The sequence below is a fragment of the Venatorbacter sp. C2-1 genome (genome assembly GCF_022832715.1).
In the GTDB taxonomy this organism is placed as follows: Bacteria; Pseudomonadota; Gammaproteobacteria; order Pseudomonadales; family Oceanobacteraceae; genus Venatoribacter; species Venatoribacter alkanivorans.
In genome coordinates this window covers 2,052,879-2,068,314 of sequence record NZ_CP094879.1, presented here as the reverse complement: position 1 = coordinate 2,068,314, position 15,436 = coordinate 2,052,879, and the positions used below count along the sequence as shown (strand labels likewise).

At 51.8% G+C, this 15,436-nt stretch carries 15 protein-coding genes; all 15 read right to left on the bottom strand.

Annotated features, from left to right (window positions below):
* Window positions 1-47: 47 nt before the first annotated feature.
* On the bottom strand, window positions 48-1,013 hold the full coding sequence (locus tag MT343_RS09090) for an AgmX/PglI C-terminal domain-containing protein (RefSeq protein WP_186435880.1): 966 nt from the start codon (window positions 1,011-1,013) through the stop codon (window positions 48-50).
* Window positions 1,013-1,519: an ExbD/TolR family protein gene (locus MT343_RS09085; protein WP_186435881.1), complete on the bottom strand. Its 507-nt coding sequence runs from the start codon at window positions 1,517-1,519 to the stop codon at window positions 1,013-1,015. Before MT343_RS09085 ends, MT343_RS09090 begins: the two co-directional genes overlap by 1 nt.
* Entirely contained in the window at window positions 1,516-2,025 is a 510-nt protein-coding gene (locus MT343_RS09080; RefSeq protein ID WP_145468821.1) for a biopolymer transporter ExbD, read from the bottom strand. Before MT343_RS09080 ends, MT343_RS09085 begins: the two co-directional genes overlap by 4 nt.
* A 13-nt stretch (window positions 2,026-2,038) precedes the next feature.
* Window positions 2,039-2,689 (bottom strand): MotA/TolQ/ExbB proton channel family protein, encoded by a 651-nt coding sequence (locus MT343_RS09075; protein ID WP_145468822.1) that lies wholly within the window; start codon window positions 2,687-2,689, stop codon window positions 2,039-2,041.
* Between the two features lie 149 nt (window positions 2,690-2,838).
* Window positions 2,839-3,156, bottom strand: a complete 318-nt coding sequence (locus MT343_RS09070; protein ID WP_145468823.1) for a hypothetical protein — start codon at window positions 3,154-3,156, stop codon at window positions 2,839-2,841.
* Complete coding sequence (locus MT343_RS09065) at window positions 3,156-3,770, bottom strand: tetratricopeptide repeat protein (protein WP_145468824.1); 615 nt, start codon at window positions 3,768-3,770, stop codon at window positions 3,156-3,158. The genes MT343_RS09070 and MT343_RS09065 overlap by 1 nt, the downstream gene beginning before the upstream one ends.
* On the bottom strand, window positions 3,751-6,585 hold the full coding sequence (locus tag MT343_RS09060; RefSeq protein WP_186435882.1) for a tetratricopeptide repeat protein: 2,835 nt from the start codon (window positions 6,583-6,585) through the stop codon (window positions 3,751-3,753). Before MT343_RS09060 ends, MT343_RS09065 begins: the two co-directional genes overlap by 20 nt.
* Window positions 6,578-8,545 (bottom strand): hypothetical protein, encoded by a 1,968-nt coding sequence (locus MT343_RS09055; protein WP_145468826.1) that lies wholly within the window; start codon window positions 8,543-8,545, stop codon window positions 6,578-6,580. Before MT343_RS09055 ends, MT343_RS09060 begins: the two co-directional genes overlap by 8 nt.
* A gap of 25 nt (window positions 8,546-8,570) precedes the next feature.
* Window positions 8,571-9,089: a hypothetical protein gene (locus MT343_RS09050; protein ID WP_145468827.1), complete on the bottom strand. Its 519-nt coding sequence runs from the start codon at window positions 9,087-9,089 to the stop codon at window positions 8,571-8,573.
* On the bottom strand, window positions 9,086-9,568 hold the full coding sequence (locus MT343_RS09045) for a peroxiredoxin family protein (RefSeq protein ID WP_186435883.1): 483 nt from the start codon (window positions 9,566-9,568) through the stop codon (window positions 9,086-9,088). Before MT343_RS09045 ends, MT343_RS09050 begins: the two co-directional genes overlap by 4 nt.
* Before the next feature lie 8 nt (window positions 9,569-9,576).
* Window positions 9,577-10,182: a hypothetical protein gene (locus MT343_RS09040; protein ID WP_145468829.1), complete on the bottom strand. Its 606-nt coding sequence runs from the start codon at window positions 10,180-10,182 to the stop codon at window positions 9,577-9,579.
* On the bottom strand, window positions 10,179-10,853 hold the full coding sequence (locus tag MT343_RS09035) for a hypothetical protein (RefSeq protein WP_145468830.1): 675 nt from the start codon (window positions 10,851-10,853) through the stop codon (window positions 10,179-10,181). The genes MT343_RS09040 and MT343_RS09035 overlap by 4 nt, the downstream gene beginning before the upstream one ends.
* A gap of 175 nt (window positions 10,854-11,028) precedes the next feature.
* The gene (locus MT343_RS09030; RefSeq protein WP_145468831.1) at window positions 11,029-12,210 is read right to left on the bottom strand and encodes a vWA domain-containing protein; all 1,182 of its coding nucleotides are present in this window, start codon (window positions 12,208-12,210) and stop codon (window positions 11,029-11,031) included.
* Window positions 12,211-12,214: 4 nt separating this feature from the next.
* On the bottom strand, window positions 12,215-13,057 hold the full coding sequence (locus tag MT343_RS09025; protein WP_145468832.1) for an AAA family ATPase: 843 nt from the start codon (window positions 13,055-13,057) through the stop codon (window positions 12,215-12,217).
* A 143-nt stretch (window positions 13,058-13,200) separates the two neighbouring features.
* Window positions 13,201-15,435, bottom strand: coding sequence for a VWA domain-containing protein (locus MT343_RS09020; protein WP_145468833.1), 2,235 nt, complete (start codon window positions 15,433-15,435; stop codon window positions 13,201-13,203).
* Window position 15,436 lies beyond the last annotated feature (1 nt).

Genomic DNA, 15,436 nt, shown 5'->3' with positions numbered 1-15,436 from the left:
AAGAATAAAAAAGGCCGCAAATGCGGCCTTTTCTATTCTTCACCTAATCATTGAGGCATAAAGCGGATCGGATATTCCACTTCCATTGCTTCGACATCAGGACGGTTTTTAAACTGCATCTGACGACACTTCATTTCCAGACGTTTATGCAGACCAGCATCGTTCAGCTCGCTTTTAAATACCGAGCAGGACGATACAGAGCCATTGGGCTGCACATCCAGCTTCAGCGTTACAGAACCTGCCAGTGCCGGATTTTTACGCAGGGCGCCACGATACAGGCGGTCAAACTGCACATTGTACTGTTCAAACACCAGGCGTAGCTCTTCTCTGCTGCGGGTCGTAGCAGCCGCAGCCGCTTCTTCCTGTTCAGCCGTCATTTCCACCGCCGTCACCTGACGATCACTCAGATTTTCACCGACCGTCGCATTGGTTAAGGATGCAACATCAACACCACCGGATGTCCGTGTTGCGGCGTTACGATCAACCACAGTCCCGACACTGGTCGCTTTATTGCCGGCATTACTCAGCCCCTTACTGGAGGTGTTTAATGCAGCAATCGGCACCTGATTGCGGATACTGTTAAGCGCTGACAAGGCATCGTTGCCAAAATTCTTTTTGGCCGTTTCTTTGGCTTGCTCTCGCTTTTCCTTCGTCGCTTCTACCTTCGGCTTGGGCTTAGGTTTCGGCTCAGGCTTCGGTTTTGGTGGTTCTGGTTTCGGCTCAGGCTTAGGCTCCGGTTTTGGTTCGGGCTTAGGCTCCGGCTTCTTTTCTTCCACTTTGGGTGGCACCGGTTTTGGCTTGGGTTTTTCAAGCTTTTTACGCTCGATCACTTTGGCCAGCTGCGGCGGTAATTTCTCCAGATCCTTACGGTCTTTTTCCGGCAAATCAACAGACGGAATAACCACACCCAGCACCATGACCACTGCCAGCAAAACAATCAGAATAGGCAGAAAGCGCTGACGGTCACCGTTGTCGGTCCAGGGCAGTTGTGGTGCGCGATAATAAACGGTCATCAGGCACCTCCCGCAGCGGGTGGTTTCTGATTAACAGCCAGCGAAATATTATTGAATTCCGCCTTCGCACAGGTATTCATCACCTTTTTCAGCAGCGCATAGGGAATGTCCTTGTCACCCATAATGGTGACCGGCCGACCCTGTGCTTTCAGCTCATCCGGCAGCGGTGAACGCGATGCCAGATAATCCAGTTCTTTTTTCAGCTCGGCAATTTCTTCACCGCTGATTTTACTGGCCGCAGCAGTACTGATGACCGCACGCCCCTGAACCAGAATATCGTCTTTGCTCACCAGAACCGTGATGTTCTCATTCGGCTTGTTATCCGCCAGCGAGGCCGGTAACTGAATGGCATCACTGCTCTGCACTTCCACTTCCGACTGGTTCACCATCAGGAAGAAAACCAGAATGGTGAAAATATCCATCAGTGCGGTCAGATTCAGGCCGCTCTTATTGGCATTACGCTTATGATTGCGCTGCATACGCTTCGCACGACGTGACATTTTCATGGTGTCACCTCCGCGCCCGGCGCATCGCCCAGAGAAATCTCCGGAAATAACGTTGCATCAACCAGTGAAGCAGCAATAACCGCCGGGTAAATGCGTACGCTGTCCATCACGGTAATCAGCGTCTGGTAATCGACATCGGCTTCCGACAGCAGGCTGATGTCTTTTTTATCTTCAAAGCCGGGATTCTTTTTAATATCCACGAGCGCAGAAGACAGACCACTGTAATCGTAATCTCCGTCTTTTTTCGGCAGTGTCGCAAGCGATTCAGATTTTTCCTGATAGGTTCGGGTAATTTCAAACCCCTGCTTACGGACAATCACTTCGAGCGAAACATCCTCAGGATTCACAGCCCCCGGCTGATCTCCCAATGGCAACTTAAGATCGAGTACCGCCAGCTGTGAGAACACCATGTTCATCAACAGTACTGGTACCAGTACGATCATCAGATTCATAAAGGATGTAACGTTGAGCTCCGCCTCTTCTTGTATTCGTCTTTGGCGTCTCATCAGAAATTACATCTCAGTTGCTGTTTGCTGGAGTTTGACCTGGCTTACGCTCGGTGATGATGTTGAGGAACTTAACCCCGGCCATCTCAATGCTGTCGACAATTTCGTTGGTTTTGGATTGCAGGTAGCTGTGCAGCAGAATTAACGGAATCGCTGCCATCAGACCGAATGCCGTGGTGTTCATCGCGACAGAAATACTCTGCGACAACAGCGCGGCTTTTTCTGCAGGCGCTGCATTGGCAACCGCGGTAAAGGCTGCGATCAGACCCATAATGGTACCCAGCAGTCCCATCAGCGTTGCAATATTGGCCAGGGTGGCTACGTATTGGGTGCGTTTTTCCAGCTGTGGAATGGCTTCCATCAGGCCTTCTTCCAGCGCATATTCAATTTCTTCACGACGCTGACTGCCTGGAATGCGGGCAATAGCAGCAGAGAAAATATCACCGATTTTGGTTTCTGAACTGGTGGCATAACTCAGCGCAGCGCGCAGGTCACGTTTTTGCAGCATAGGCAGCAGTTCTTCAAAGGCGCGGCGGTTGCTGGATTTTTCTTTCATCAGCACCAGCAGACGCTCAAAAGCAATGGCCAGACCAATCGCCATAATGATGGCAATCGGGTACATAAAAGTACCGCCTTCCTGAAAAAAACGTACGATGGTATCCATAGTTACTTCCCCTGGTTTGTAGTTTTGTAGCTTCTTAGTTGTTATTGGCCGGTCTTATGCCGCAGCCTTCCGGGTCTTTCCCATTACTGACGATTTAACCATTAAACCGCTCAGCAAAAAACGTTGTTTATTGCATAAACCAAAAAGTACTACTGCACTGCTGAGCCCCCGCTAAGCTGGCGCAGACGTTCTTGATCCGGCTCCTTTGGTGCATAGCGTTCTGCGTAACGCATTTCGCGGCGGAAACTGTCGCGGTCAATGCTCTGCAGCCACTGTTCACGATAGCTGTTAATCGGCTGATATAACCGCCCGGTTCCCGGTGGCGGACGCCACGGTGTTACGTACATTACATTCGGCTCTTCACTGTTACCCTGAATGGAGATACCTTCAAGGCGAACCACATTGTCAGCAAGCGCAGTGTTATTTAAAAACAGTAACAACAGTGCGCAGGAAAATAATTTAATCACTACGAACCCTCCCCTGCGACCTGCTCGGTACTGCGTCGTTCGAGGTCAGCAATCCAGATCGCCAGCGTTTCATCCGGTTCGGTCATCATTCCCTGTGCCAGCTGATATTGTTGCAGCGCTTTGACCAGATCATGCAGATACAGGTCATAGAGAATGCCCAGATTATAATGCACCTGCACATCCGCCGGGTCACACTGAAGAGCCGTCTGATAGCTGTTTTCTGCCGCACCGAACTGGCCTAATTCACGTTGCACCAGTCCCAGCACTTTATAGGCCGGGCAGAATTCCTGTTTAAGGGCAACGGCTTTATTCAGGCTTTCCAGACTGGCATCAAACTGCTCGAGACGGTATTGCGCCAACGCCAGATTGGTCCAGCAGCCGGGAAATTCTGCGTATTTTTCCGCCAGCGCCTGCCAGTGAACCAGTGCCGCATCAAACTCTTCGTCCTGCAGCAATTCCAGACCGGCGTTATAGGCCTCGATCAGTTCCGGCGGCAACGGTTTTTCCTGCGGCACAGAATCGACCACTTCAGGCTTAGCACCTAAGAGGCTGCAGCCCTGCAATCCAATCTGTAATAAAACCAGCAGTAACAGGCTAACGAATCTGATCAACATAACTCAGCGCCTTTTCATTTTTATTGTACTGGCCAGGCATCAGCGTACCCAAAGACCGGTAACTCTTTTTAATCCATTCATCATACAGACCATCGTAAGTACGGTTGGCATTGGTCTGATGAATTTCAATAGCCGCCTCATCCAGAGGAAATGCCTGCTCTTCCAGCAGGAACTGATACTCCTCCAGTTCCAGTTCATCCATACCGCCTGGCCGCTCCGATTCCATCAGCGCCTTGCTCAGCTGAGCGTACAACTGACCAATGCGATAAGTCGCCGATGTTGTGTATTCCAGTACGCCAATCTGCACCGCCTGGGTATAACGCTTCAGTGCGGCCTGCATCACCGCATTCTTACGCGTCACACTTTTATCAAGGGGCAGCGTAATGGCGATTTTTTCATATTTAACCCGTTCGAATTCACCCAGCTCATAGGCCGCACTGGCGGCCAGATAACGTGAACGATCTGTCTGATCTTTACCTGCTTTATTGTGCAGGGTTATCACCTTATCCAGCCAGAAACGGCGTTTTTCTTCGTCGTTCTGTGCAGCATAAATTTCGTTCAGTTTAAAGTGCGCTTCGACAGCTGCATCAAAAGGTTTTTTATAGCTGTGGGCGTAACGCTTATACATCACCAGCGCATTATCCAGATCGCCACCTTTTTCAAAATATTCCGCTGACTGATAGCAGGCGATACGCTGTTGTTCTGGATCTGTGCCGTCATTCCAGATACGCTGCAGCTCAAACGCGGCCTTACGCCACTCGCCTTTATCTTCGTAAGCGACGATCAGTTTACTTGGGATATCGGCGGTTAACTTATGCTCAGGATATTGCTCACGGAAATGCAGCAGTACTTCAATGGCCTGATCATAATCTTTCATCTGCATTAATAAGGTTGCCGCATCATATTCGGCAATAATGCGGGTATTACTTTCCGGAATAACGGTTGCCAGACGGCGCCAGTGGCCAACCGCTGCGGTCAGGTCACCCTGCTCTTTTGCCTGCTCGCCTTGTTTATAAACCGTGGCAGCGACTTTATCCCGTAACTCACGCCGGGTTTTCTTATCCAGTTTGCTGTAAGTCAGGGCTTTGCCCAGCGCTTCCTCGGATTCAGCAAACAGGCCCTGTTCAAAACTGGCATGTCCGCGTACCAGCGCCGCCCCATAACGGTAACGTTCAGGCAGATCAGCTTCGACCTGCGACGCCAGACGCGCCGTGGTCAGTGCCTGCGGATAGTATTTATCTTTCAGCAGCATTTCTGCGGTATTAACCAGCACGGTGCCACTGCGCTCATCCTGTGGAAACTCCTGCACAAAGCGCATTGCGCTGGCAACCGTTGCCTGACGCCAAGCCAGTGCTTCCGTTTTCGCCGGGCGGTATTTATTAAATGCAAGAATGGCGGCATAACCCGCTTCGGCCGCTTTTTCATAACCCGGATACTGATAAGCCACGATCTCATAATGATCTTTGGCCAGAGGGTAATCCTGCAGTTCGAACGCCACCTCAGCTAACAGAAAATGGGCTTTAACCGTGTCATCCGCTTCGGGAAAACTGCGGATATATTCTTTATACCAGCGTTCAGCTTCCGCCAACCGTTCACGCTTATCTTTCAGCTTTTTACTGTTCTGCCCCCAGGCATGATGGAAGCCCGCCAGATCCCAGATGTAAGTTGCCAGCGTTTTTTCCAGCGTCTGCTGCACAGCTTCTGTATGGTTCAGCCAGTAATTGCCGCCGACGCCAAACATACCGATATAGATTTCTTTATGCTTGCGCATCAGGTTTGGATAGCGTGCGGTTTTATAGCCTTCGATCAGACGTTCGTAATATACCGGCGCCAGCACATCATCCGGGTAACGCAGAACAAAGGCGCGTAAGGTAGATGCCCCGCTTTTATAATATTGTTTGTCGTAGTACAGCGTCGCCAGCCGGTCATAAATCAGATATTCATAATGGCGCTTGCCATGCTGATCATAAAATAAAGCAATCTGTTCCCAGTCTCCAAGGTCATCAAACATGATGGCCATAATCCGCAGGATGTCGTTGAGCATATCCAGCTCACCACCTTTGGCATCGGACAAGGTCGCGACAGTTGGATATTGCTCATCCAATAAACGGGTAAAAGCCAGCAGACTGTCCTGCAGACGATCCTGCTTAAAAATAGACCAGCCCTGCAGATAACCGGCACTGACGTAGTACTGATTGTCTTCCGGGCCGCGGTCAATCAGGCGCTGATAAGCCTGCTCTGCCCCTTCATAATCACCGGATGCGTACAGCAATTGCGCCAGACGGAATTCACTTTCAAGGTAATAAACCGAGCGCGGAAAATCGGCAACCAATTGTTCCAGTGTTGCAATGGCAGACTGCATACGCCCGGCCATGCTGTAGGCTTTAGCCAGCTGGTACAGCATGGCATCGTTATCGGAACGGTCCGGGTATGCCTCCAGCAACGATTCATAATCCCTGATTGAAGCAATGGCCTGAGCGCGTTCTTCACGCGTTGCGCTGATATCCAGACCGGAATCAGTCTCTTCCGGTATATTATCCAGCGCAATTTCTTCTGCCTGCAGTTTAAGACTGGCAATACGGTGGGCGACACGAATGCGCATTTCCGGTTCGGTAGCAACATCAAGATAACCCTGATAACGCTCAATCACATCGTCATGGCTGGTTTCCAGCGGATCATTGGATAATAAACGGACTTTAAGGCCGTTAATATTTCCCAGCGTTTTTTCCGTATCGTCCGGCTGTGAAAACAGGCTGCAGCCCGTCAGCGAGGTAATAATTAATAAAAAAAGTACGTGCAAGGCAAAATTATTCATTTTTGCCCTCCGCTTCACCACCGGCAACCTGCTGTTGTAAGGAATCATCGTACAGACGTGCAATGGAGAGTCGTGCCTGCGCCAGGTAGTCGGTGATTCTCACATCCAGTTCTGTCATATGGCGGGAAACATGAGCAATAATCTGCTCCCGTTGCTGTTCATGCAGTTGCTGCAGACGCTTTTCCTGTTGTTCAAGCAGGCGCTGTTGCTGAGCGACACGCTGCGGAAAGCCCTGCCAGCTGCTGTCTGCCCAGGTCAGTGCTGTACGGGTATTTTCCAGCTGTTCCAGCAAGGCAGAGGTAACGCCCTGCAATTGCCAATAATTTTTTTGTGCCTGCCACTGACGATCCGGCTTTTCTTCATAAATGCGCCACAGCTGCAGGCCGCGGCTGCGGCGCCAGCGTTCTTTATAAATACCCAGATCACGGGTTGGTGTATTCAGGCGCTGCAGAAATTCAATGCGTGGCACAACAGCTGCCAGGTGATCGACATTCTGCTGGTCAGCAACTGAAGCAAAGGCAAATACTTTTTTATCTTCCGCCTGTAAGCGCTGCTGCAAGGCGAGAACATCGCGTGTCAGTTCAGCCTGACGCTGTTCGAGACGCTGCAGTTTTTTATCTGCATTCAGCCCAGTCAGTTTTTGTTGGCGGTGTTGCAGCACCTCCTGCCACAACTTCAGATCCTGCTGCTGGCGGCGGACATCATTCATCATGCTGTTCAGATCATGCAGAGCCGAGGTCATCTGATTAAAATCGCGGTCATCCAGCAGATCCTGCAATGTTCTGGACAGCGCACCGTCGGGCATATCGCCAAGATTAACCCGTTGCCAACCCCAGGATTGCCCTTGCTGCTGATTTTCCCACTCATTCAGCCAGGCTGAAATCTGTGGCCGGGCGTTTTGCTCCCGCAGAGTATCCAGCATGCCAAGCAAACGCTGCTCGACAAATTCGTAGGTTTTCAGCGATTGTGTGGTCGCATTCAGTAATTCAAGGGCGTGGGGCACCGCCAATACGGATTCGATAACCGCCGGGTGAAATTCGCTGAAACGCTGTTGCAGAATCCGCCACGGTTGCATGGCCTCTTCGTATTTCCACTGATCAACCAGCGACCAGCCATACTGCAATAATCCGGGCGCCGTAAATGCGCTGTCTAAACTGATCTGACGTAAATAAGCTTCAGCCTGACGGTATTTACCGGCATCCAGAGCATAAATACCGGCAACCAATAAAATTCTGTCTTTTAAGGAATGGCCTTCGTAGGTATCCGGCAAATAATACGTGGCTTCTTCGATTAATTTTTCCAGATCACGACTGACCGCATGCAGACGCATTAATGACAACATCTGGTTATAGCGGGCATAACCGCTCCAGATACCATCCTGGCTCATGGTTACCAGCACATCGTTGGCATCATGCATTCTGTCCTGTTCTGCCAGACTGGCAACCAGAATGAATTTTGCCTCTTCCCGATAGGCAGCATTTAATGCGTTGGCAGAACCTGCGGCTCCGCTATCCAGCTGTAAAGCCCGGCGGATACAGCGCTCGGATTTTTCCCATTCAGATTTTGCCTGCCAGCGCCGGGCCAGATGAAACCAGGCGTCTGCCGATGCTTCAGTGCCATAGGCTTCGGTATCAGCAAACAAAGCATCGGCATCGTCTTCAAGTCCGAGGGCCAGCAGAATAGCGGCCTTCATAACGGTCACTTCGGCGACCGTTCCGCCCTGACCATAAGCTTTCTGCATGCGATCAAGACTGACCAGTGCCTGCTGATAATTGTTGGTCAGGTAGTGATAATAAAATGCACCGCGCAGCAGACGCTGCTCTGCGCTTTCGGGCTGATTTTCACTGGAAATGCCTGCTGAGGGGTGCACGGCAATGGCTTCTGCCGTGATATCCGCGTCAGCTGCATGGGCAACCGACAACAGGCACAGCATAGGAAGAAGCAGTAAATAATGTCGCATCAGAAAGTTGTCATCCGTACACCGGTTACCAGAATTTCAACTGCGCTGCGGCACTTTGCTGCTCGGCAACATCACTGACAACAAATTCAAGCAATAACGGTTTATCGGTTTTTTCTACCTGCTGCTCGACAACCAGTTCACGGTTTTGTCCAAGCTGATCCACACCACGGATAATTGCACGCAAATTGTGTTTGCCCGGCCCCAGATTAATATTAGCCAGTGGCTGAACAGCCCCCATACGCAAGGCCGCAACCTGTCGTTCGGTATAAATATGACGTACCGCCTCAAAACCCGCCCCACTGACTTCAATCGAAAGCGGTTCAAAAAATTCACCGTACGTCAGCGAAAAATAAAAGGCCGCACGGGTGGTTGCCGGACTGAGCAGATCTTCTTCCAGCTCGTACAGGTCTTTATTCAGCTCCAGCACCGAGCGTTTAACCTGAACAATATCGGCCGCAATATTAGCATTCTGTTGCTCTGCCTGCACTGGCATTGCCAGAATACCCAGCAGCGCACAGGCTGCCAGCAGTGATAATTTTTTCATTGTCCGTTCTCCGCACTGGCCTGCAACTGTTGCTCAGTCATCCATTGTGCCAGTGTCTTTTCAGTTTCGTCATAGTGCCCGGACAGCTCCCCCAGAATCAGGTGATCCAGCACGCCATCTTTATTAATCAGCATGATTGCCGGGCGGGGGTTAAATCCCCAGCTCTGAGACCAGTACTGGTCATTCAGCAATACCGGCAAGCGCATTTTCGGCGGCACATCATTTTTGTGCGGCGCCCAGATAAACCAGGCAACCAGTTGATCCAGTGCGTAACTTTCTGCCAGCAGCTGATAGCGCACCAGCTCTTCCTGACACTGGTTACAGCGGTCCAGCCAGATCAGCATCACCGGCTTGCCACGTTGTTCCGCCAGACGCTGCCCCCAGCCACCAATGGCGGACGGCATAGAAAAATCGTCTACCAGCTGCCCCGGAGCCAGCGTACCTGCCGCACTGAGTTCTTCAGCCTGCGCACTGATCACGCACAGACTCAGAAATAAGAGCCGAATGAAATGCCCCATTGCATACCCTTATTTACGTTCAGTTTATCCAGACGGCTGTCATCACTCTGATAGACACGCCATTCTGTTGCCAGCCAGTAGTCATCACCCAGCAACTGCCAGGAAAAGGCCAGGCCAGTGTAGCGGCCGCTGCTGTCACCGGTATATTGCTCGCCCATCAGCCCTTCCACAGCAACCTGCCACGGGTAGCTTGTCCGGCCACTGAGACTGGCAGCACCCTGCAGAAAAGCGTACCCGGCGCCGCCGGCCAATACATTGGCCTGTTCGCCGGACTCCAGTAAAACCTGGCCACTGCTGTTACGGATTTCGCTCTGATTAAAAGGAGCAAGTTGTGCACTGCCGAGCAGATACCAGCGCTCTCCTGCAAACCAGCGGCCAGTAAAATTCAGCGCGGTGCGGCTGCTGAGATTATCCTGCGCCTGCTGGGCAACGCCAACACCCCAGCTGCCGTAGCGGCGGCTGATATTTTCAGATTTTTCCAGACCAGCCACTTTGATGCGTGGCTGGTATATATCGGTGGTTTCTGCGTTGACCAATAAAGGTACAGCCAACAAACAAAGGATCAGATACTTCATAAACTCAGATTCCAGATCAGCGCAACGGCCGTATGTGCAGATTGATCAGCGCCCAGCGCCTGTGAAGCCTGCAGACGCAGACGCAAATCCAGGCGTTTTTCCAGTGGCCAGACAACATCACCGGAAACCGTAAAAAGCGCCGTCGAGGTTTCCCGTCCGTTTTCATCCCAGTGGCGGCTACCCTGTTCATTGATCCCCAACCCAAGGCCGGCAAAACCTTGCAGAGACCAGGCCGCATAACGGGAAAACACCTGTTCCAGCCCCAGCTCGGCACTCTGCCAGGCCTGCTCACCCGCATTGGCACGGGTAAAACGTGCCGCCAGTCGATACTCATCCAGTGGATAGCTGACGCCCAGCTGCAGAGCCGTTTCACTGTTCCAGCCGCCCTGTACCTGCCAGTTACCCGGACGCAGGGCATCCTTGAGATACCAGCGCTGGGCGCGGCTCAAACCGGATGACTCAGGCACCTGAGCGACCGGCAGCCAGCCCTGACGGCGGCCATTGCTGAGCAGCAGCCATTCCCCCTGCAAACGCAGTGGTTGTAATTGTTCGGTGGAAGAAACTTCGAAGATAACAGGAAAGGCACTGCCCGGCCCTTTGCGCAGATACAGTTGTTCCTGTTGCGCCCACGACGGAGCACAGATCAGACAGAACGTGGTGATGTAGAGCATCTGTCTTACCCGGCGGGTAAGCAGACACCAAAGATTCCCCTGGACCAGCATTGGTCTAAAGCCCTTTTCATTTTTCTAGTTATGTGGGCATCCATGCCATCAGCGCGCCATTGTCCTATAAAGCGCGCCCCGCAATCAATCGGTACTTCCGTACAAACTAATGATTGCCACGCCCCTATTTACTGAGGTAGCGCATCGCTGTTTCCAGCCCTTTAAGCGTCAGCGGGTACATATGCTGATTTACAATTTCACGGATCGCCCCCAGCGACCCACCCTGACCCCAGTAAGACTCAGGGGCAGGATTCAGCCATACCAACTTGCCGTAGTGGTCCGCCATACGCTGCATCCAGACAGCCCCCGGCTCTTCATTCCAGTGCTCAACACTGCCACCGACGTGGGTTACTTCGTAAGGTGCCATCATGGCATCACCAACAAAGATCACTTTGTAGTCAGGTCCGAATTTGCGCAGGATATCCCAGGTGTCGGTACGCTGATTGTTACGACGGATATTGTTTTTCCAGACCGACTCATACAGGCAGTTATGGAAATAAAAGATCTCCATATGCTTGAACTCGGTGCGGGCGGCAGAGAACAACTCCTCGCAGACGCGCACGTGCGGATCCATTGAACCGCCGATATCGAAAAACAGCAGCACTTTGACCGAGTTGTGCCGCTCCGGCACCATCTTGATATCCAGAAAACCGGCATTGCGCGCAGTGGAAGCAATGGTGTCGCCCAGATCCAGCTCTTCTACCGAGCCCTGACGGGCAAATTTACGCAAACGGCGCAGCGCAACTTTGATATTGCGGATACCCAGCTCAATGCTGTCATCGAGGTCTTTGTAGTTGCGCTGTTCCCAGACCTTAATAGCCTTTTTATGACGCGACTTACCCTGCTCAATGCGGATACCTTCCGGGTTATAGCCGTTACCACCAAAGGCCGAAGTACCGCCGGTACCGATCATTTTATTGCCGCCCTGATGGCGCTTATGTTGCTCCTCAAGGCGCTTTTTAAACTCTTCGAGGACCTTATCCAGCCCGCCAAGCGCTTCGATTTTGGCCATTTCCTCTTCTGACAACATGCGTTCGAATTCCTTACGCATCCAGTCAGCCGGAATATTGGCCTCTTCCATAAAGGAAGGCAGTGTATCCAGCCCCTGAAAATAAGCGGCGAAAGCCTTATCGAACTTATCGTAGTGCTTTTCGTCTTTTACCAGGCAGAGCCGGGCCAGCGCATAAAACTCGTCCAGATCGGCAAACACCACATGGGCTTTAACCGCCTGCACAAGATCCAGATACTCGCGTACCGAACAGGGTACGCGGGCGTTACGGACGGTCTGGAAGAAATCAATCAGCATCGGATCAGCCTTTGCGACGACTCATAAAAGCCAGTTTTTCCAGCAACTGTACATCCTGCTCGTTTTTCAGCAGAGCGCCGTACAATGGCGGAATAGCTTTGCTGGTATCCGCATTGCGCAGTACGTCGGGGCCGATTTCATCGGCCATCAGCAGTTTCAGCCAGTCAATAAGCTCTGAGGTGGAAGGCTTTTTCTTCAGGCCCGGTACCTTGCGCACATCGAAGAAAACATCCAGTGCATCACGCACCAGCTCAGCCTGAATGCGCGGAAAATGCACATCAACAATGGATTTCATGGTGTCACGATCCGGGAAGTCGATGTAATGGAAGAAACAGCGGCGCAGGAACGCATCCGGCAGTTCTTTCTCATTGTTACTGGTAATCAGGATGATCGGACGGTGCTTGGCGACAATGCGCTCCTGTGTTTCATACACAAAGAACTCCATCTTATCGAGTTCCAGCAGCAGATCGTTCGGGAATTCGATGTCTGCTTTATCGATCTCATCGATCAGCAGCACCACTGGCTTATCGGCGGTAAAGGCCTGCCAAAGCTTACCTTTAACGATGTAGTTGGCAATGTCGTGAACCTTGTCGACGCCCAGCTGGGAGTCCCGCAGGCGTGATACCGCATCGTACTCGTACAGGCCCTGATGAGCTTTGGTTGTACTTTTGATGTGCCATTGGATGAGTTCAGTACCCAATGATTCGGCCAATTGCTCAGCCAACATGGTTTTTCCGGTACCAGGCTCCCCTTTCAGCAACAGCGGGCGCTGTAATGCGATGGCCGCATTAACCGCTAACTGCAGTTCCGGCGTTGCGACGTATTCCTGGGTGCCCTGAAACTTCATACAAACCTCTAAGTCATTCATTCGACAAAATAGGTCAGCAGTATAAGTAGGGGGGTGCTTATCAGCAAGGCATTAGCGGCCAGCAAAATGATACTGCCGGCCGGAGATCACCCTCGGTTATTCACTGAGGGTGTATTGCGCAATCAGGCAGGTTTGTTCTCATCATCATCCGGAGATCCCGAAGAGGATTCATTATCAGCGTCAAACTCTCCCCAGTCGTCATCGGCGACCGGGTTTTCATCCGGGTCGATATCAAAATCATCGTCCAGCGAAACATTAATATCCGTATCCCCTCCCATCGATGACGGAGCCGAGGACGGCAGCGGGATTTCTTCTTCTGATTCCCCATCAAAGGCATCGAAATCGCCGGCAAAGTCGTCATCCGTCAGATCATCATGGGGCAGATCGTCAGGTAATCTATCATGGGAGGCAGGCGCCGCTGCCGAAGCAGCACTGCTCTGACGGCGTTTCATAAACCACCAGTAGCCGGCACCACCAAAGACCGCGAGGTTACCCAATGCCAACAGCAGGTAAACCCACCAGGCAATGCCCTCTTCTTCCTTCACCGGAGGCTCAACAACATCCTCCTGTTCAGCAAAGCGTTTTGCCAGATCTGGTTTAATGACTTCCGCAGCAGGCTCCTCAGCAGGTGCAGGTTTTTCCTCATCGACAACCTGTGTCTGAATACTGGCATCAGGCCCGGTTTCCGGCATTTGCTCTGACTCGGGTATATTCTGCGGCGACACATCCACAGCAGCAGATTCTGCATCAGACTCAGCTGCCGGAGCAGCAACCGCCGGCGCATCAGGATCAATCAGTGGAAACTCAACGCGGATATCATCCGGCTTGCTCTTGAACGTGGCTCCGCCCTTCGATACGCCACGAATATTCAGCACAATATCATACGCCCCCGGTCCTTTATCGGCGCGCAGTTCCAGAATCCAGGCCTGCTGGGCTGCATCAAATTCCATTGACTGAATGATGGAGCTTTCATCCGGACTGCTGATTTTGGCGATAACCCGACTCAGCCCCGAATCAACATTAGCGCCTTCAGGAATAACACGGATTTCTACTTTCTGCTCCGCAGGCTGTGGCAGGATCTCAACCCGCAAAGGTTCCATCAACGTTGAACTTAATACCTGACGGCGCTGAAACGTACGGCCAATCGCATTGATCTCAAAGCGGTATTCCCCTACCTGCGACAGGCGGGTTAATGCCTCACGGAAAATACCATCGGTTGGCAGGTTTTCGGGATCTGACAATAACTTACTGCCTGAGCGGCCATCCGGTGCCGTTACTTTCAGACTGATGTCGGTCAGCCGCAGCAAAGCATCTTCGGCAACAATGCTTCCGGCATTTTTCAGAGCGATCTCCAATTCCAGCGGATTACCGGAAAACAGACTGACCGGCAGCCCTTCAACATTCAGAGTCAGGTCAGACAGAATCTGCACCCGGTTATCCGGATCAAGATCCGCATCCGCAACCCAGCTGCCGGTCTGTGGCGACTGCACAGTAATCAGGTCAAAATTAACATCCTGATGCCAGCGTACAGCTCCCTCCGGTTGCGCATCTGCGTAGGTAATAACACTGCCATCCGGCTGGATAAGACGGGTTTCTTTGCCACCGCCTTTGCGGAATATCAGTGCCGTAAATTCTTTAACACTGGCATCAATATCAAAGCGGTTGTCGTCCATTGGAACCTGTTCAACCGGCACCGCGCGATCAAAGGCTTTAAGGAAAGCCTTAAGTAACTCATCGGCACTGGATGCCTGCAGGAACAAGCCACCCGTTTCGAGCGAAATTTGCTGCAACAGACTCTTATCCGCACCATCCGACAAAGCCAGCGTATGAATACGGGCACCGGCAGCAGCATAAACAGGAAGGACTTCATTAAACAGACGGGTTCTTTCTGCTGAATTAACCTGCTCAGCATTCTGGCCAGCCTCGGCCATATCTATTTTGCCATCGGTCAGCAGGATAACGCTGTGATTAAAACCGCTGTCTGCAGCTACTTTCCAGCTGGCTTTAGCAAGAGCCTCAGTGAGATTGGTGTGCAACCCAACAGAATTAACAGACTTCCCCTGTTCTTTTGCCGCATCACGCCAGGATTGGTTTACCGCCGCCAGCGGCACCAACATATTGACGTAACGGCCAAAGGTCCAGACACCAGCCTGAGACTGATCGGGTAATAACTCGACCAGCAGATTCAGCGCCGGAATACGCAGATTTTCAGGGTCTGTTTCCTTCATGCTGCCGGAAATATCGATAATGATCCGGACATCGGAAGGCTTGGCAGGAGATTCGGCCGCAGAAGATACGGCACAAAACGACAGGAGTGATACAAACATCACCCCCGACAGCCAACGATTAATCATCATA

Bases quoted from the DNA above. Each gene is read 5' to 3' on its own strand.
- MT343_RS09085 (WP_186435881.1), bottom strand. From the start codon at position 1,519: ATGAAAATGTCACGTCGTGCGAAGCGTATGCAGCGCAATCATAAGCGT.
- MT343_RS09040 (WP_145468829.1), bottom strand. From the start codon at position 10,182: ATGAAGTATCTGATCCTTTGTTTGTTGGCTGTACCTTTATTGGTCAAC.
- MT343_RS09020 (WP_145468833.1), bottom strand. From the start codon at position 15,435: ATGATGATTAATCGTTGGCTGTCGGGGGTGATGTTTGTATCACTCCTG.
- MT343_RS09035 (WP_145468830.1), bottom strand. From the start codon at position 10,853: ATGCTCTACATCACCACGTTCTGTCTGATCTGTGCTCCGTCGTGGGCG.
- MT343_RS09055 (WP_145468826.1), bottom strand. From the start codon at position 8,545: ATGCGACATTATTTACTGCTTCTTCCTATGCTGTGCCTGTTGTCGGTT.
- MT343_RS09090 (WP_186435880.1), bottom strand. From the start codon at position 1,013: ATGACCGTTTATTATCGCGCACCACAACTGCCCTGGACCGACAACGGT.
- MT343_RS09075 (WP_145468822.1), bottom strand. From the start codon at position 2,689: ATGGATACCATCGTACGTTTTTTTCAGGAAGGCGGTACTTTTATGTAC.
- MT343_RS09080 (WP_145468821.1), bottom strand. From the start codon at position 2,025: ATGAGACGCCAAAGACGAATACAAGAAGAGGCGGAGCTCAACGTTACA.
- MT343_RS09060 (WP_186435882.1), bottom strand. From the start codon at position 6,585: ATGAATAATTTTGCCTTGCACGTACTTTTTTTATTAATTATTACCTCG.
- MT343_RS09065 (WP_145468824.1), bottom strand. From the start codon at position 3,770: ATGTTGATCAGATTCGTTAGCCTGTTACTGCTGGTTTTATTACAGATT.
- MT343_RS09030 (WP_145468831.1), bottom strand. From the start codon at position 12,210: ATGCTGATTGATTTCTTCCAGACCGTCCGTAACGCCCGCGTACCCTGT.
- MT343_RS09050 (WP_145468827.1), bottom strand. From the start codon at position 9,089: ATGAAAAAATTATCACTGCTGGCAGCCTGTGCGCTGCTGGGTATTCTG.
- MT343_RS09025 (WP_145468832.1), bottom strand. From the start codon at position 13,057: ATGAAGTTTCAGGGCACCCAGGAATACGTCGCAACGCCGGAACTGCAG.